The organism is Microcoleus sp. CAWBG640, assembly GCF_020883015.1.
In the GTDB taxonomy this organism is placed as follows: Bacteria; Cyanobacteriota; Cyanobacteriia; order Cyanobacteriales; family Microcoleaceae; genus Microcoleus; species Microcoleus anatoxicus.
Genome location: NZ_JAHRFC010000055.1, coordinates 1 through 17,064, shown reverse-complemented (window position 1 = coordinate 17,064; position 17,064 = coordinate 1). Strand labels below are relative to the sequence as shown.

9 protein-coding genes and 1 pseudogene are annotated in these 17,064 nt (G+C 45.6%); 3 read left to right on the top strand and 7 right to left on the bottom strand.

The features are described from left to right. Positions 1 to 501 precede the first annotated feature (501 nt). Positions 502 to 4,449, top strand: a complete 3,948-nt coding sequence (locus AAFP11_RS22080; protein WP_341738986.1) for an EAL domain-containing protein — start codon at positions 502 to 504, stop codon at positions 4,447 to 4,449. A 192-nt stretch (positions 4,450 to 4,641) separates the two neighbouring features. Here AAFP11_RS22080 and AAFP11_RS22075 read toward each other — a convergent pair whose 3' ends face one another. The 7 genes from AAFP11_RS22075 to AAFP11_RS22045 form a co-directional block, all read right to left on the bottom strand. Continuing rightward, on the bottom strand, positions 4,642 to 4,908 hold the full coding sequence (locus AAFP11_RS22075; protein WP_341738985.1) for a DUF5615 family PIN-like protein: 267 nt from the start codon (positions 4,906 to 4,908) through the stop codon (positions 4,642 to 4,644). Next, positions 4,905 to 5,186 (bottom strand): DUF433 domain-containing protein, encoded by a 282-nt coding sequence (locus AAFP11_RS22070; RefSeq protein ID WP_341738984.1) that lies wholly within the window; start codon positions 5,184 to 5,186, stop codon positions 4,905 to 4,907. The genes AAFP11_RS22075 and AAFP11_RS22070 overlap by 4 nt, the downstream gene beginning before the upstream one ends. 351 nt (positions 5,187 to 5,537) lie before the next feature. Then, complete coding sequence (locus AAFP11_RS22065; protein WP_341738983.1) at positions 5,538 to 10,097, bottom strand: PAS domain S-box protein; 4,560 nt, start codon at positions 10,095 to 10,097, stop codon at positions 5,538 to 5,540. An 828-nt stretch (positions 10,098 to 10,925) separates the two neighbouring features. Continuing rightward, positions 10,926 to 11,903, bottom strand: a complete 978-nt coding sequence (mdh, locus tag AAFP11_RS22060) for a malate dehydrogenase (RefSeq protein ID WP_341738982.1) — start codon at positions 11,901 to 11,903, stop codon at positions 10,926 to 10,928. Between the two features lie 160 nt (positions 11,904 to 12,063). Then, complete coding sequence (locus AAFP11_RS22055) at positions 12,064 to 12,279, bottom strand: NAD(P)H-quinone oxidoreductase subunit O (RefSeq protein WP_340522847.1); 216 nt, start codon at positions 12,277 to 12,279, stop codon at positions 12,064 to 12,066. Positions 12,280 to 12,486: 207 nt separating this feature from the next. Continuing rightward, complete coding sequence (locus AAFP11_RS22050) at positions 12,487 to 13,425, bottom strand: DNA-formamidopyrimidine glycosylase (protein WP_341738981.1); 939 nt, start codon at positions 13,423 to 13,425, stop codon at positions 12,487 to 12,489. 29 nt (positions 13,426 to 13,454) lie between these two features. Then, complete coding sequence (locus tag AAFP11_RS22045; protein WP_341738980.1) at positions 13,455 to 13,745, bottom strand: photosystem I reaction center subunit IV; 291 nt, start codon at positions 13,743 to 13,745, stop codon at positions 13,455 to 13,457. 567 nt (positions 13,746 to 14,312) lie between these two features. Here AAFP11_RS22045 and AAFP11_RS22040 point away from each other — a divergent pair. Together AAFP11_RS22040 and AAFP11_RS22035 are read left to right on the top strand one after the other, a co-directional pair. Continuing rightward, a complete protein-coding gene (locus tag AAFP11_RS22040; RefSeq protein ID WP_341738979.1) occupies positions 14,313 to 16,361 on the top strand; it encodes an ATP-binding protein in 2,049 nt (682 codons plus the stop codon). After that, positions 16,354 to 17,064 (top strand): annotated as a pseudogene (locus tag AAFP11_RS22035) (hypothetical protein); the annotation flags it as partial. The gene AAFP11_RS22040 and the pseudogene AAFP11_RS22035, both read left to right, overlap by 8 nt.

Sequence of the window (17,064 nt, the reverse complement as noted above, 5' to 3'; positions counted from 1 at the left end):
AAAAAAAGTGGAGTTCAATACCAAAGACAAATATTCACCGAACTTGCCCGCAAGTCAAATTCAAAAATTTAGGGTATCGGAGCATCACTCTTTTTCACCAAAAGTCGATGAATTAGGCTGGTTTATGATACTATAATATTATGGTACTTGTTGCCCTATTCCTACATAAGCTCAGTCTCCCCTCCATAACTTAACAATCGCTTGAGCTAGTTTGTTTGTGAAAAAAGATACCTAATTATTAAAGTTAAGTGACTCTGGGGCTAAACTAATCAAAAACAGTGGATTAGTTTAAACTGCAAGTGGGGTGAAAAATTCCTCACTTACTTACAGCGATTCCTCAAAAGGAAAAAAAACTAAATGTTATAATTTATAGGGTTTAGGGTGGGGTTGTTTCAGGATTCAGATAATGCTAGAGATCGGTGTCGATCGTCCGGGATTGTCTAAAATCGCCAACTACCAAAAATTCATAGCCCTCGGTAAGAGGTAAAGGAGTCAGGTTTTGTGCAAAAAAGATTATTAGAATGGGTCAATCAAAAACTGGAAAGTTTGATCCCCGAACACTGTCAGAGTTGTGACTTTAAGTCGGAAGTCCGGGAAGCGCTGCAAGATACTCAAGAATTATTGCTGACGATCGCTGAGTCGATGCCGCTCCCTTTGGCGATTAGCAGTCTGGCTGACAGTACCATTCTTTATTGCAACGATTTGTGTGCTACTTCTTTCGGAATCAAACGCGCAGATTCGATCGAGCATCAAAAAGCCGAAACACTTTACAACAACCCCGCAGACCGCCAGAAATTACTGGAGGAACTAGCTCGCAATCAGCACGTCTCCGAGGCAGAAGTCTGCCTCAAAAAGGCGGACGGCACATTATTTTGGGCAACTGTCTCGATGCGCTACCTGACTTTGCATTCGGAACAAGCTGTTTTGTCCGTGTTCTGCGATATTACCGATCGGAAGCGAGCCGAAGCTCTAGAACGGAAATTGCTGGCATCAATTCATTGTCGCGCTCGTCAGCAAGCCGCTGTAGCTTACTTAGGTCATCTGGCGCTGGGTGAAACAGATTTGTTGGCGCTAATGGACAGAACTGGAGTGTTGATTGCCCAAACTTTGGATGTAGAGTATTGTCAGTTTTTGGAACTATTGCCTTCAGGTCATGCTTTCCTGTTGCGATCGGGGTGTGGCTGGTCTGCCGAGCTTGTTGGTAGCGCTACTGTCACTGCTTCACCACGGTCTCAAGCTGGCTATACATTGTCCGTGGGGGAACCGATTATCGTCGCAGATTTGCGGGTGGAAACCAGGTTCAGTGAATCGCCACTGCTGCACAACCAGCAAATTGTCAGTGGTGTCACGGTGCTGGTTCCGGGCACTCCCGGTATGGCTAAGACGAACTGGGGAGAATCCATTGAAGTCCCCAATACGACATCTCCTGTTTGGGGTGTTTTGGGGGTTCACAGCACTCAAGAGCGGGTTTTTAGCCAAGATGATGTTTATTTTGTGGAGGCGATCGCCAATCTGTTAGCCGCGGCGATCGAGCGGATTCGATCGTCAGAACGCCTGCAAATGATGGAAAGGGCGATGGAGAGTGCCACCAACGGCATTGCGATCGCGGATGCGACAGTTGCCGACAATCCGATTATTTATGTCAATCCCAGTTTTGAGCGGATCACAGGCTATAGCCGAGAGGAATTAATTGGTAAAAATTGCCGATTCTTACAGGGCCAAGGCACTAATCCAGCCTCTGTCAAAAAACTCAAAAAATCTATTGAAGAAGGCAAAGAATGCCAAGTTATTTTGCGTAACTTTCGGAAAGATGGTACGCCTTTTTGGAACGAACTTTCTATTGCTCCGGTGTACAACTCGCGACGACACTTGACCCACTTTATTGGGGTTCAAACAGATGTCACAGACCGTCAAAAAGCCGAAGAAGAATTATACTCAAAATCTCAAGATCTAGCTACTTTTAGTGCCAATCTCAAACATTTACATCGAATTACCACCTATAATTATCAAAATTTTCAAGAACTGGTTGATGATTATCTAACCGCGGGTTGTTTGATTTTTGGTCTGGCTATTGGCATCATTGCTAAAGTGGAAAATCAATCTTTTATAATTAGGTCTGCCAAGACAGAATTAGAATTTTTAGCTCCGGGATTAGAATTAAACCTAGAGGATACTTACTGTGACGCAGTGATTAAGTTCAAGAAAACAATGGCCTGTTCTCACATCAGAGAACTACTGGATGAGGATGACCATCCAATTTATCAAAAATTGGGTCTGGAATCCTACATCGGCACACCTATATTTGTTAATAATAAAATCTATGGTACTTTGAGTTTTTGTTCACGAGAAGTCAGACGTAAAAATTTTGCATCCCAGGAAAGAGAAATTATAGAATTGATGGCTCAAAGCCTGGGTAAATTTCTGGCGGCTCACAGAATGGAAATAGAACGCCAGGAAGCAGAAAAAGAGCGATCGGAGTTGATAGTATCTCTCCAAGAAAGTGAAGAACGCTACCGCCGTCTAGTCGAACTCTCTCCAGAAGCGATCGCCGTTCACTGTCAAGGTAAAATCGCCTATATCAACGCAGCGGGCGCAAAACTCCTCGGCGCTAGCTCTCCATCCGCGCTCATCGGCTTTCCGGTGTTGCATTTCGTCCATCCCAGCTATGTAGAAATCGCCAGAGAGCGGATTCGGAAAGTCGAGGAAGAAAATAGACCGATCGAACTGGCGGAAGAAAAATTGATGCGCCTAGATGGAACCATCATCGATGTGGAAGTGGCTGGTATACCCGCTACTTATCAAGGCTCAGCCGCTGCCCAAATTATTATCAGAGACGTCACCGAACGCAAACGAGTAGAACAGCAACTCCTGCACGATGCCTTTCACGACGCACTAACAGGTTTGCCAAACCGCCTCTTATTTATCGATAGACTCGCACAAGCGATACAGCTTTCTCAATATTCTCCCGATTACAAATTTGCCGTCCTATTCCTAGATTTAGACCGCTTCAAAGTAGTTAATGATTCTCTAGGACACATTCTCGGTGACAAACTGTTAATCGCTCTGGCGCAGCGACTTCAGAATTGCGTGCGCGTTACTGATACCGTCGCCCGACTTGGCGGAGACGAATTTACCATCCTCCTAGACCGCATTCAAAACCTCAGCGATGCCACCCTAGCAGCTAACAGAATACAAAAAGAATTGACCATACCCTTTAACCTGGAAGGTCATGAAGTATTCACCAGCGCTAGCATTGGCATAGTTTTTAGTAGAGACGAAGTAGAAGCATTAGAAGAGGAAGATTTGAACGGTCAGCAGAGTGCTTTGTATCACCATCCCGAAGAATTGCTGCGGGATGCCGACATTGCGATGTATCGTGCTAAAGCTTTGGGTAAGGCTCGCCACGAGGTGTTTAATTTGGCGATGCACGACCAAACTATGTCACTGTTGCAGTTAGAAACAGACCTGCGATTGGCGATTTTTGGTAAGGAAGAATTAGGAAAAGATAAGGACGAAAGTTCCCATTTTATTGTTAACTATCAACCGATTATTTCGATCGTTACTGGTGCGATCGAGGGTTTTGAAGCTTTAGTACGGTGGCAGCACCCGGTTCGGGGTCTAGTGCCACCGTCTACTTTTATTCCGGTAGCTGAAGAAACAGGCTTGATTGTACCTCTGGGAGCGTGGGTATTGCGGGAATCTTGCAGGCAATTGCGCCAGTGGCAAGAAATGTTAATGTCAATGAAGGAAGAAGGAAGAGGGAAGAAGGAAGAAGGAAGAAGGAAGAAGGAAGAAGGAAGAAGGGGGAGAGGGGGAGAGAAGGCTACTAATGCCCAATTCCCGATGCCCAATTCCCAATGCCCAATTCCCGATGCCCGATGCCCCATTCCTAATTACCGATTACCAATAATTGACCCTTGGCAATTAACAATGAGTGTTAATCTGTCTCCAAAACAGTTAGGTATGCCCAATTTGTTGGATCAAATTGATGAAATTTTGGCAGAAACAGGCTGCGCTCCAAGTTGTTTAAAATTGGAGATTACTGAAAGCGCGATCGTGGAAAATGTGCAGAAAGCTAATACTGTGCTCTCTCAGTTGAAAGCTAAAAATATTCGGTTGTCGATCGACGATTTTGGTACGGGCTATTCGTCTTTGAGTTATTTGCACCGTTTTCCGTTGGATACCCTGAAGATCGATCGCTCTTTTGTAAGTCGTTTGGGAGCGACAAAAAATGGTGATGATGGAAGTCAGCATTTACAAATTGTGCGGGCGATTGTGACTTTGGCTCACAATTTGGGACTGGAGGCGATCGCAGAAGGTGTTGAGACAGCCGAACAGTTAGCACAGCTTAGGGAACTTGAATGCGAACTAGCTCAGGGATATTGGTTTTCTAAGCCTTTGGATGGTAATACTATCACTGAAATGCTCAAACGCTCGATCGATTCATAATAGGTTTCACATTTTTTGAAGTCCCCGCAGTTAATCCGTAGGGTGCGTCGCTGCGAGATATTGGATATAACTTACAGATTGTAGATGGCGACGCACCCTACTTGCTTCAGTTTAAATATAAATAATTTGGTTTTCCATTTCGTCGGCTGTTGTGGTATTCAGGATTGAAACGAGCCTATTCACAATTTTCCCCTATGGATGTCGGACTGCAATGATAATTCCATAATGTTTTCCCTCCCGACTGAAATATTCTTGAGCAAGCGCTGCAAAGTCATTTCGATTGTGGGTAAGAATAGCTGCTTTTTGGCTTATAGCATACTCTAACTGCTCGACATCTGTTTTTCCGAGTTGCCCTGCTTGTTTCGCAGTTGTTGCTTCAAAACCGCGAGAATGTAGCAAGCTAGCTACCAGCACATCGACATCTTCATCTAAATAAACATGGATAAAAATTTCACTCATTGATCTTTAACTCGCGGATCGATTAACTCATCAGGAATGCGGTTAAGTTCAATATACTTGTTAATTTCTTCTTGGCAATCTAGATAGTAGCTCAAGGCATCAAATACTTGTGCTAGGGTGAGGTGTGGCAAACGATGAGGAATCTCTTCTGGCGAAACTCCAATGCGCCACATCTCCACGATCGCCCGCACCGGAGTTCGGGTACCCTTGATGATGGGTTCACCACTGAGAATTTCATTATTTCTGACAATGTAACAGTGTTCTGTTGACTGAAGCATATTAGTTTGATTTCTCTATTTTGGAGAATCCATAAATATTTTAGCTCAATATGATAACTAATGAGGAGACGGCAGTGCCCATAGGTGTCAACTTAACGTCAAGCCCAGTCACAGACTGTTGTTTGACTATTAAATCTAGATCCCCCCTAGCCCCCCTTAAGAAGGGGGGGACAGGAATCTTTTCTTTCGTCCCCCTTCTTAAGGGGGATTTAGGGGGATCTAGACTTAGGTAAAAACGAGATTTATCAAAGCTCTCAGGCTTAAGTTGACACTAATGGGCAGTGCCGTTTCCCTACCCCAAGATAATCACGTAGGGACACTCCAAAAGCCGTCTCCTGATTCCGGGTAATATTAAGAATTAGCTTTGAGCGGAATTTCGATCGCAAATTCTGCACCGTTTCCTAGGGAAGAAGTGCATTGCAGGGAGCCGCCGTGTCTGTCGGTAATAATTTGGTAGCTAATGGACAAACCCATTCCAGTACCTTTACCAACAGCTTTCGTAGTAAAAAATGGGTCAAAAAGTCGATTCCGTACACTCTCTGGCATTCCAGGTCCATTGTCAGCTATCTTGACGAGTACGCGATCGGGTTTGGACAGTTCTGTTTTAATGGAGATAATACTAGGATTTTGGCGCATTTCCTCAGTAGAACGACCCAAATCTCGTTCTTCCAAAGCATCTAAAGCATTGCTCAACACATTCATAAATACTTGATTTAACTGTCCGGCATAACATTCCACTAAAGGCAAGTTAGCGTATTCTTTAATCACCGGAATCTCTGGATGATTGTGTTTAGCTTTAAGTCGGTGCTGCAAGATCATTAAAGTGCTATCTATGCCGTCGTGAATGTTGACTGCTTTCATTTCCGCTTCATCCATGCGGGAAAATGTGCGGAGAGAAGCCACAATTTGTTGAATTCTGTCTGCACCGACTTTCATGGAACTCAGCAATTTAGGCAAGTCTTCCATGAGAAAGTCGAGTTCAATATTTTCTACTTCTTCTTGAATTTCTGGCACTGGATCTGGATAGTGTGTTTGGTAAAGTTCGATTAGGTTGAGTAAGTCTTGGGTATAGTCGTTGGCGTGCGTCAGGTTGCCATAAATAAAGTTAACTGGGTTGTTGATTTCGTGAGCGACTCCCGCAACTAACTGACCGAGGGATGACATTTTTTCGCCTTGAACTAACTGCGATTGAGCGCTGGTTAATTTCTGCAAAGTTTGCTCTAATTCGTGAGCTTTGTTTCGAGTTTGGGTATAAAGATCGGCTTGATTTAGGGCGATCGCCAATTGAACTGTAATCGCTTGCAACAATTCTACTTCGCTGTCACTCCAGGGGCGCACAGCAGCGGAGTGGGCGCAGGCAACAACGCTCACGACTCCCGAAAGTGCCTGGATCGGAATTGCCAACACAGATTGGTAGCCCATAGGGCTAAGAGACTGTCTCCAAATAGGGTCTGTTATCGCTCCGAGATCATCGATTTGCAGCGTTTCTAGACGCAACATCTGTTCTCCTAAAGTGCCGAAGTCAGAAGCTTTATAGCAACCAACTAAATCGGGAAGTTCTCTGCTGCGAGATTCTTGAATAATTTCCCAAAATGCCTCTTCTTGTTCGCTACGGTACTGGGCAAAATAGCAGCGATCGATCTGCATGAAAGCACGAATTTCTTGGACTGCGACAGTAATGATGTTGTCAAAGTCCAGGGAATTGCGGATTTGAGTTGTGAGGCTGTTGAGCAATTTTTCTCGCTCGGCTTGCTGCTTGAGTGTGGCGGAAGAGCGCCTCAAAGTAAGTTCTGCTAGCTTGCGATTGGTAACATCTTCGGTAATTGCTAATAAATATTCTGGCTGACCATAGGCATCGATAATTGCGGTTTTCTTAGTATGAAATATCCGCGAGGCTCCTGTAGCTATTTCAATTTCTTCTTCCTCGATATCTACAAGTAGTCTGTTGTTGAGAACTTCCCGGTCTTTGGTCATCAAAGTTTGGGCTTGTTCTGTGGGGAAAAAGTCAAAATCATTTTTGCCTATAACTTGTGTGGCGGAAAAACCGAATAAGTGTTCGGCCGCTGGATTCCACAGTACAAACCGTAAGTCTGTGGCTGATTTGGCAACTACTCCTACTGGTAGGGTTTGGAGGACTGATTCCATAAATTTTTGGGTGCGTTGCAATTCGGCTTCTGCCAGTTTGCGATCGCTAATATCTCGCACGTTGGCAATGATGCTAACATTGCCGTTGAGATTAATTTGAGACAAGGCAATTTCTGCATCAAACGTTGAATTGTCTTGGGGACGCCTAGCTTTCCATTCAATGCGAGCTGTTTCTCCGGCTATTACCCTTTGCCAAATTTCGGCAAATTCTGCAAAGGGGTTTTCGGCCGTGGAATAGTCATTTTTAAATGATAATTTGGTGGCTTGGGAGGCGCTAACTCGATACATTTCTAACATTCGATTATTGACATCTAGAATGTTTCCTTCTAAATCATGAATGAAGATAGCATCGTAGACATTGTTAAATATAGTTCGGAGGTTTTGTTCGGAAATTTGGACTGCTGCTTCAGCGTTTTTGCGATCGCCGATTTCTAGTTCTAACTGGGCGACTGCTTGCCACAATTCGGCTGTGCGATCGTCCACTCTGTCTTCCAACTCGGCTGCTGCTTGTCGCAGGGCTGCTTCGGCGTTTTTGCGATCAGTAATGTCGATCGCAGTACCGAACAATTTTACCACATTGCCGTTGGCATCAGTTTCAGCTCTGCCCAGGGCGTTCAGGTGTCGCAGCGTGCCGTCGGGACGGTAAAGACGAAAGTCAAAATCAAAGGGAATGCCAAAGTCAACTCCCCGCTGTACTTCCGTCCCCCAAAATTCCAAATCTTCTGGATGGATCAGAGCGACTTGCTGTTCTCTAGTGGGTGCTGTGGCGGCTGGTTCGAGTCCGTGGATGCGGAAAAGTTCCTCTGACCAAGTAACGGTTCCCGTTGTGACATTGAGTTCCCAATTGCCGACGTGGGCGAGTCTTTGGGCTTCTTGTAGCTGTCGTTGGCTTTCGCGAATGGCTGTTTCTGCGAGTTTGCGATCGGTGATATCGAGCAAAACGCCACAAAATACGATTTCGCCGTTCTGATTGCGGGTGGGCACTGAGTCGCCCTGCCACCAGTGAATCTCGCCGTTGGGATTGACTAACCGCCCTTCGTAGTGCCAGGAAGATAGGTTTTCTACGGCTTCGTTGACGGAGGCGATGTAGCCATCCAAGTCTTCGGGGTGGATGCGGGAAATGAATGTATAGATGTCTTCCATCATTTCTGCTGCTGTGACACCGCCGATCTCAAAAATGCAATCGCTCATGTAGTCAATTCTCCATACTCCATCCCGGCTGGTAAACTGGAACACAGCTCCGGGGATGGTGGCTGCGATCGTCCGAAACTTGGTTTCGCTGACACTGAGGGCGGCAAAAGTCTGTCGCAGTTCGGCCGTGCGGGCTTCTACTCTGCGCTCTAGTTCGGCGTTGGCATGTTGCAAGGCTGCTTCTGCGATTTTGCGATCGGTAATATCGGTGGCAGTACCTGTGGTGCCGAGGACATTTCCTGCGTCGTCGAACAGGGCGATCGCATTGAACATCAAATGTTTCATGCTGCCGTCTTTGGCGATTTGGGTGGTTTCGTACTGGAAAACTGATTCTCCGGTAAGCAGGCGGGCGAAAACTTCTAAATCTTTCCGGCTTTGTTCTGGTGTCACAAAGTCGGAAAAAGGTCGGCCGACCATTTCTTCTGGTTCGTAACCGTAGATGTATTTGACTGCTGGGTTGACGAAGGTGTAGCAACCTTGGGCATCGACTGACCAAATCATGTCTTGGGAGGTTTCTACCAGGCTGCGGTATTTGGTTTCGCTGGCTTTGACTGATTCCTCTGCTAGTTTGCGTTCCGTTATGTCGCGGGAGACACCGACGGTCATTGTTACTTGGCCATCTTCGTTGCGGATCGGTGTTTTGACTGTACTAAACAGTCGCACTTCTCCATCGTGCCGCACGATCGGTTCTTCGGAAATTGCCAGAGTTTGTCCGGTTTCAAATACGAAACTATCATCTTTAATATATGGTCGAGTATCGTCTGGATTGGCCTCATGTGCATCTACAATTCCTTGAAGTTCCTCTTCACTCATGCCGTAATAGTCGCGAAATGCTTGATTAGCCCAGAGGATTTTTGATTGAGGGCCTTTGACTAATACCATATCGGCGATCGAGTCGAGAATTTGGTGATATCTTTGCTCGCTTTCCCGTAGTTGTTGCTGGGTGCGATCGATTTCTGCTAATTGCCTTTGGGTTTGCAAGTGCAATTCGGCTTGGTAGATGGCGATTGCTAGGTGTTCTCCTATTTGCTTGGCAAATTCGATTTCATCTTCTTGCCAATCACGGGGTTGGCCACACTGGTGAATGCACAGCAATCCCCACAAATGCTGCCCTTGCAGGAGTGGTACGACTAAGTTGGCTCGGATTTGAAATCGTTTGAGAATTTTCAGGTGACAAGGACTCAATCGCGCTTGATAGATATCACTGACAGCTTGAACGTAGCCTTTTTCGTAGTTGGCGGCAAATTGTTCTCCAAAGCAGCGATCGTGAACTTGTGCGCCTAGGGAGGGGCTGTATTGGGGTAGTACGTCTTCGGATACTATTTCGCCGTCGTTCCATTGGGAGTCGGGGATGAAGCGATAAATGGCGACGCGATCGGCATTTAGGAGTTGCCGGACTTCTGTGCTTGTGGTGTTGAATATTGTTTCTAAGTCTAGGGATTCGCGAATTTTGCCAATAACTCCCATCAGGGCTTGTAGCTTTTTGAACCAGGTTTGAGACTGCATTTCTCTTTCTAGATGAATTAACTTCATCCGCAAGCTGGTTACTTCGTGATACAGGTATTGATGAAACATATAGTATCTCTTGAGTTATTGTGTGGTTTGGTATAGATTTAGCGGACACCCCAATTAGCGATGTGTTGAGTTGAGTTTGGTAAATACTGGGACTTGATAGCAAATGCTATTGATTTTTCGGTAACTCAGCAGCAAATTATACTGATCTTACCAAGTGTTATTTTTCACCATCCTTCGCTCTGCATAAATTTTTTGTACCTTTAGTGATTGATTTTGCCCTCGATTATTTGGTAAGGGATCAATGGTAGTTAATTTTATAGTTTACTTAGTTTGACATTTTTTACCATCTGTGTTTGTTTTAATTATCACATTCTTATGATGACTGCAAAGTTAATTAGCTATCTTGCTGAAGGTGATAATTAAAAAATTTTATAGAGCGTGTTTACTCAAATTTATGGAAATTGAGCCGATGGCGTTTGAGCAAATTTTGCCTGTTAGATAGTAAGCCTAAATGATTGGTGCAAAAACTGTAGGGATAGTAGATGGTGCGTGCCTAACCCGAATATATTGGCGCAACCAGGGGGGAATCCCTCCGCTGCGCTTCGGCCCTAAAAGAATTACACAATTGATTCAGACCTGCTATAACAGAGGTGGAACTAAGAAGCAATAAGCAATCCCATCTAGGATTTGAGCAATTAACAAACTCCTCAGCGCATCGGGGGTTTCTATATTTAGCTATTATAGCAACCGCCCCGACGATTAGGACATTTTTGAACCCTAAAAGTATTGCTGTTATTGACTCTTCCTTCTTCCTCCCACCTATGCTATAACCTATATTTTATTCTATTTTAAGATGTCTACCAGATTTTTTAAGAAAAACCTAGGCTTTTAATCAGAATGATTCAAGATAGCCTTGGCTTCTTGAATACTTTGCCAAACTAATTTGCTGCATTCCATAAAAGCAGCTCTTTCAGTATCACTCAGAGCGAGTTCGATCACCTGTTCCACACCCTGATATCCCAAGCGACAGGGAACACCTAAAAACATATCTTGTACGCCGTATTGACCATGCAAATAAACGCAGCAAGGCAGTATTCTAGACTGATTCAATAGGATTGATTCTATCATGACACAGACAGAAGATGCTGGTGCAAAATAGGCACTAGAAGTCTTCATCAAGGTGACGATTTCTGCACCTCCGTGACGTGTCCGATCGACTAAACGAGCGATCGTCCCTGCATCCATAAGTTGACTAATGGGAATACCATTGACTGTAGAATAGCGGGGTAAAGGAACCATCAAATCGCCGTGAGAACCGAGGACAGTTGCATTGATTTCAGCAATCGAAACGCCCAACTCCATTGCAATAAAAGTTTGAAAGCGGGAGGAGTCGAGAATTCCTGCCATACCCATAACTCGGTGCTTTGGTAAACCGGTAGCTTCCAGGGCTAAATAGGTCATGACATCGAGGGGATTTGTGACTACGATTAAGATTGCTTCGGGGGAATAGGCGATCGCCTGTTGTGCGGCTTCAGTAACAATTTTAGCATTGATTTTAATTAAATCTTCGCGATTAATACCGGGCTTGCGTGGTATACCTGCGGTAATGACGATGATGTTTGAGTTAGCAGTATCAGCATAGTGGTTTGTACCGAGAATTTGGCGATCGTGTCGTTCTACACCCCTTGCTTGCATCAAATCCAAAGCTACACCCTGGGGCCAACCTTCCACAATATCTAGCAATACCACATCAGCCAGATTTTTTTCAGCTATCCGCTGGGCTAAGGTACTGCCAACTTTCCCTGCACCAATAATTGAGACGCGAGTTGATGGACAATTTGAGGTACTGGAATTGATAGAAGTCATTCTATTTTAGATTTGAGATTTTGGATGTTAGATTGGGAATTTTTACTCGTTCCCAGGCTCTACCTGGGAACGCAGATCGGTCGGCTCTGCCTCCAATTTTCCAAGCGAGGCAGAGCCTCTGGGCATGGTTTCCCAGGCAGAGCCTGGGAACCAGTTAAAGTTAGTTGAAATCTTCGAGTTGGTCTACCCGGAGCCAAATATTGGGGGTAGGGACTTTGCCAAATTTGACGAAGGCATAGTCACCACGAACATCGAGCACTTCGCCCTTAGTTTCAAATATATAGGAGGAAAAGCGTCGATCGCTGGCTTTTGCTTCCAAACTATTTTCCAATTTTTCGCGTAGGGCGCGGACTATGCTGCCTTTTTTAATTGCCATGACTTGCTTTGTTTAGTTTAAAAAACTATACAAATTTTAATCTAGATTTGCCTTTATAGCACTTTTTTCTCTTGACTACTGCCTCATAGACCTCTCCGATAATTATTGTGGAATAGGCATCCCTTCAACTTCGCTCAGGACACCGCCTGCCTGTTCTTGACTGTCTTTTTAGGAGATGTCTAATGACTACTGACTACTGACTGATGACTATGTTTGACAAACGGGGCAGAAATGAGTCGATCGCCCTGCTAATTTTATCCGTTCGATCGGTGTGGAGCAAGCGCGACAAGGTTGGCCTTTACGGTTATATACCCAAGCAACACCCCCATAGTTGCCATTGACGCCTTGGACGTTGAGAAAATTGCTGAAAGTAGTGCCACCAGATGCGATCGCCTTTTGCAAAACTTGAATAATAGCTGCATGGAGACGCCCAATTTGGTCTGCTGTCAAATCAGCGCACAGAGTTGTGGGCAAAACCCTGGACACAAACAAAGCTTCATCAGCGTAGATATTGCCCAAACCAGCCACCAGAGACTGGTCTAGCAATGCTGTTTTAATTGGTCGCGCCCTTCGGTGTAGCTTGTGGGCGAAATATGCTGTGGAAAATTCTGCTGAAAATGGTTCCGGACCCAACACTTTCAGGCCAGTGACAACGCTGGAAACCTCTGTTTCTGAAGGTACATACCACATTTGCCCGAAGGTGCGTTGATCTACAAACCGCAATTCTTGGTTTCCCTCAAGGAACAACCTGACTCGCGTGTGTTTTGGTAGCGGTTCCGATTGATTCACCCACAGAAGTTGACCTGTCATCCGCAGGTGAACTCCCAACCAGCCAAATTGGGAAGGAAGGAAGACAGAAGAAGTCAACCCCCCCCAGCCCCCCCCAAGTGGGGATGTTGAAGGAAGTACGGTCTGGGCGGGCACGGGGGCACCGCCCCTACATTGAGATAGTTCTGCCAGGAGGTATTTGCCGCGCCTGTACCACCGCTCGATCGACTTTCCTTTGAGTTTTGTCAAAAAATCGCTCGCAGACATAGAGCGGGCGATCGAGCTGGCTAACAGCACGTCTCCGCCCAAAATTGCTCGATCGAGGGTGAGATGATTGAGCCCCCGGCAAATAGTTTCTACTTCTGGCAGTTCTGGCACAATTAGCGCTCTTGAGTCTAGTTATTTGGTTAGCCTTCTTTAGGAGCGCCGTCGGCTGGTTTGGCTGCTGCTTTTGCTGCTGGTGCTTTTCCTGCGGCTGGTGCTGCTGGTGCTTTGGCTTTGGCTTTGGGGGCTGACACTTCGACTACTTCGCTGAGGGCGAAGTTGTTGGTATTGACGCCGGCATAATTTACGTTGTTAAAGCGAACGATCACTGGGTATTTAATGCCGCTTTGGTCTACGGTGGCAACGGTGCCGACTTCTTGATACCAATAAGATTCTTTGCGGAGAATCCGAACTGTAGAACCGCGTTGAGTCATGAGCTTTGTTTCCTTTGCGATAAATAAACGGATAAAGCCATTTTTTTCACTTTAGTCGATCGCGCGACGCATTTAAAGTCTGTCAGGAAATTTTTGTTTTATACGGTGTTTTTTGTGGTTATTTGTAAAGAAAGGTAAACTTTTTTGTAGTGTGAACTGTGGGAGGTAAAAATAAATAACCTCTTATTGTCTATCAAATAAAAGCAGTGCGATCGGGTTGATAAAAAAGTTTACAAATCGGAGAGTGGGGGGTGTTGGGGGGTTGAGAACCTAGAGATCCCCCCAACCAAGAGGGCGGGCACGGGAGCACTGCCCCTACAAGGGGGGAATGGAAGCATTCTCAAAGTCCCCCTTCTTAAGGGGGATTTAGGGGGATCTAGACTTCGATATAAACGAGAGATACAGAGGGTTTCAGTCTTCAGTTGAAAACCTGGAGATCCCCCCTAGCCCCCCTTAAGAAGGGGGGAACAAGAGTATTTAAAGTCTCTGGTTAATCCGGTAAATTATCCTTGTATTTAATTATCTCACCGCGCTAAACTATTCCAAAGTATGAGAAGTATTTAAATTATGTCGTTAGTAGATTTAGCTAATACTAAAATTCGGGTAATTGGATGCAGTGCGGTGATGGCTGTTGGGCAACTTATTTCAAATGCGATCGCCAATCCGGGAACACAAGCAGCAGCGGGTATGATTGGTGGCCCGATCGCACTTGGAGGCATTTCGATCTTAGCAGCGATCGCCGGTGGTGTCGCGGGGAATCTGGCGGCGAATGACATCGGAAATCGGATGACGGAAAAATTGGCAAAAAATCCGAATATTCTCGACAACCATGATTTGATTAAAGCGGCGGGTGAGGCGATCGGCTATATTTTGAGAGAGGTTGCGAAGTCGGATGAATTAATTGCGATCGCCGAAACCAAAAATTTGCCTTATCCAGAACAGCATTTAGATGAATTAGCTGAGAAAACTCCCGGATACTGGCTGGATATTAACACGAGTACAGCCGATTTGTCAAGGGGTTTACAGATTTCCGAAGACCAGCTAACTAAGATTTTTTCTGCGGATGTCGAAGAGTTCGATCGCGTTACCGGATTGACACCAGCAGATTGGGCAACTTTCCTGGGGGAATTCGCAGCCAGCGAGGGCAAATCCTTCGATGCAGAAATTGTGGAATTTGTCGCGGACAAACTGTACACAACTTTTCCGAAAGCGTACCGGGAAGTGCTGAAACTGGATGCGGCGAAGGGAGGCGAAAAGTTTGCGGCGATGCTGTTGAATCTCCACCAAATTGCTTTGACTGAATTGAGAGATTTGGGGCTGCAAAATGGGGAGATTCTGCAAAAGTTGGAGGCTGTGGCGACGCAGCAGCAGATTTGTCAAGTGATGGTGAAGTTGGAGGCGATCGAAATTGGCATCCGCGATGATTTGGCGCAAATTCAGAATTTGCTGGAACGATTTGTTGATACTGGTACGCCTCGATTGCCGCTTCCCTACGAGTGCGAAACGATTATTGCCGATCGGACTCAAGACTTTACCGGACGGCGATTTGTGTTTGCAGCAATTGCCGAATTTTTGCAGAAGAATCGGAAAGGCTATTTTGTTTTAGAAGCAGATCCGGGTGTCGGCAAAACTTCAATTATGGCGAAGTTAGTGCTGCTGCTGAAGCGGCGCTGCGTCGCCCATTTTAACTCGCAATCTCAAGGCATTGTCCGCGCCGAACAATTTCTGGAAAATGCCTGCACTCAGTTAATTCGAGGCTATCAACTAAATTATCCGCAACTGCCGGAAAATGCGACCAGAGATGGCAATTTTCTGAGTCGATTGTTGGGGGAAGTCAGCGCTAAATTGGGCGGGAAAAAGTTGATTATTGTCGTCGATGCCCTGGATGAAGTGGATCTGGGTTTGCAGGGGCGCGGTAGCAATGTTTTGTATTTGCCAGATGCTTTACCCGATAACGTTTATTTTATTGTTTCCAAGCGGCCGGAATCTCTGCATTTGCCAAATAATCATCACGTTTTTGATTTGATGCAGTACAGTGCAGAAAGTTTGGCGGATGTCAAGGTTTATATTGACAAACGCACCAGCAACAGCGCGTCAATTCAGAATTGGATTAACCGTCAAAATTTGCAGCGCGAACAGTTTGTGGCGGCGGTGGCGGAAAAAAGCCAGAATAATTTTATGTACCTGCGCTATGTGTTGAATGATATCGATAGCGGCAAGTACAGCGATGTGAATTTGCAAGATTTGCCGAGGGAATTGGAAGGATATTATGACAAGCATTGGGCGCGGATGGAAATGGCGGTTAAAGATAAGGAATTGCGCCGCCGGAAGTTGAAGGTGATTTATTTGTTGACGAAAACTCGCAAGCCAGTTTGTTGCGATATTTTGGCGGATTTTGCTGAGGAAGATGCTTTGGATGTGCAGGAAGTTCTCGATGATTGGGAACAGTTTCTGCGGCGTAGCGGTGATAGTCCTCCCGATTACAGTATTTATCACGCGAGTTTCCAAAGATTTCTGCATCGTATAGATGTTGTGCAGAAAGCTGGGGTTTCGCTGCGGGATATTGAAACGGCAATTTCTGATAATTTGTGGGGGGATTTGTACGGCGATGAGTAAGTTTAAAGAACGGTTGGGGAAACTGTCGCCGAAAAAGCGGCTTTATGCTTTGGAAACTCTGCCGGGGCATTTGGCGGAGAGTGTTCAAGGGGAACGGCTACATCAGTTGTTGACGGATTTTGATTTTATTGAGGCGAAGTTGGATGCGATCGGGGTTCAAGGGTTAATTGAGGATTATGATTTGGCGAGGGTTTCTGATGTTTTGTTGTCGGAGGGGCAAACGGGAACTTTGAAGTTGATTCAAGGGGCAATTCGCAAGTCGGCGCACATTTTGGATGGGGATAAAACGCAATTGGCTGGGCATTTGTTGGGGAGGTTGCTACCTCATAAAGTGACTAGAGTTGTAGATGAATCTAAGTATTTTTGGGAGCATTTACCATTGATTAGTAGGTTTGCTCCACGTAAACCTGTCAAAAAAGTGACGGAAAAAAGCTCGTCACCTGATGATATTCAAGCCATTCTGGAACAAGCAAAGCAGTGGAAAGATAGTCCTTGGCTGCGGCCTTTGAAGGCTAATTTAGAACGGGCAAATGAAGGGGCATTGCGGACACTTGTCGGTCATGCTGGTGCGGTAAAAGCAGTGGCGATCGCACCAGACGGTAAAACAGCGATTTCCGCTTCCGAGGATAGAACCCTGAAAATCTGGGACACCGAGACAGGCCGGGAACTGAAAACTCTCACAGGTCATAGTTCCGGGGTATTG

What these genes read in the sequence shown, in the direction of transcription:
- AAFP11_RS22075 (WP_341738985.1), bottom strand. Translation starts at nt 4,908, where the DNA reads ATGAGTGAAATTTTTATCCATGTTTATTTAGATGAAGATGTCGATGTG.
- AAFP11_RS22070 (WP_341738984.1), bottom strand. Translation starts at nt 5,186, where the DNA reads ATGCTTCAGTCAACAGAACACTGTTACATTGTCAGAAATAATGAAATT.
- AAFP11_RS22065 (WP_341738983.1), bottom strand. Translation starts at nt 10,097, where the DNA reads ATGTTTCATCAATACCTGTATCACGAAGTAACCAGCTTGCGGATGAAG.
- mdh (WP_341738982.1), bottom strand. Translation starts at nt 11,903, where the DNA reads ATGACTTCTATCAATTCCAGTACCTCAAATTGTCCATCAACTCGCGTC.
- AAFP11_RS22055 (WP_340522847.1), bottom strand. Translation starts at nt 12,279, where the DNA reads ATGGCAATTAAAAAAGGCAGCATAGTCCGCGCCCTACGCGAAAAATTG.
- AAFP11_RS22045 (WP_341738980.1), bottom strand. Translation starts at nt 13,745, where the DNA reads ATGACTCAACGCGGTTCTACAGTTCGGATTCTCCGCAAAGAATCTTAT.
- AAFP11_RS22040 (WP_341738979.1), top strand. Translation starts at nt 14,313, where the DNA reads ATGTCGTTAGTAGATTTAGCTAATACTAAAATTCGGGTAATTGGATGC.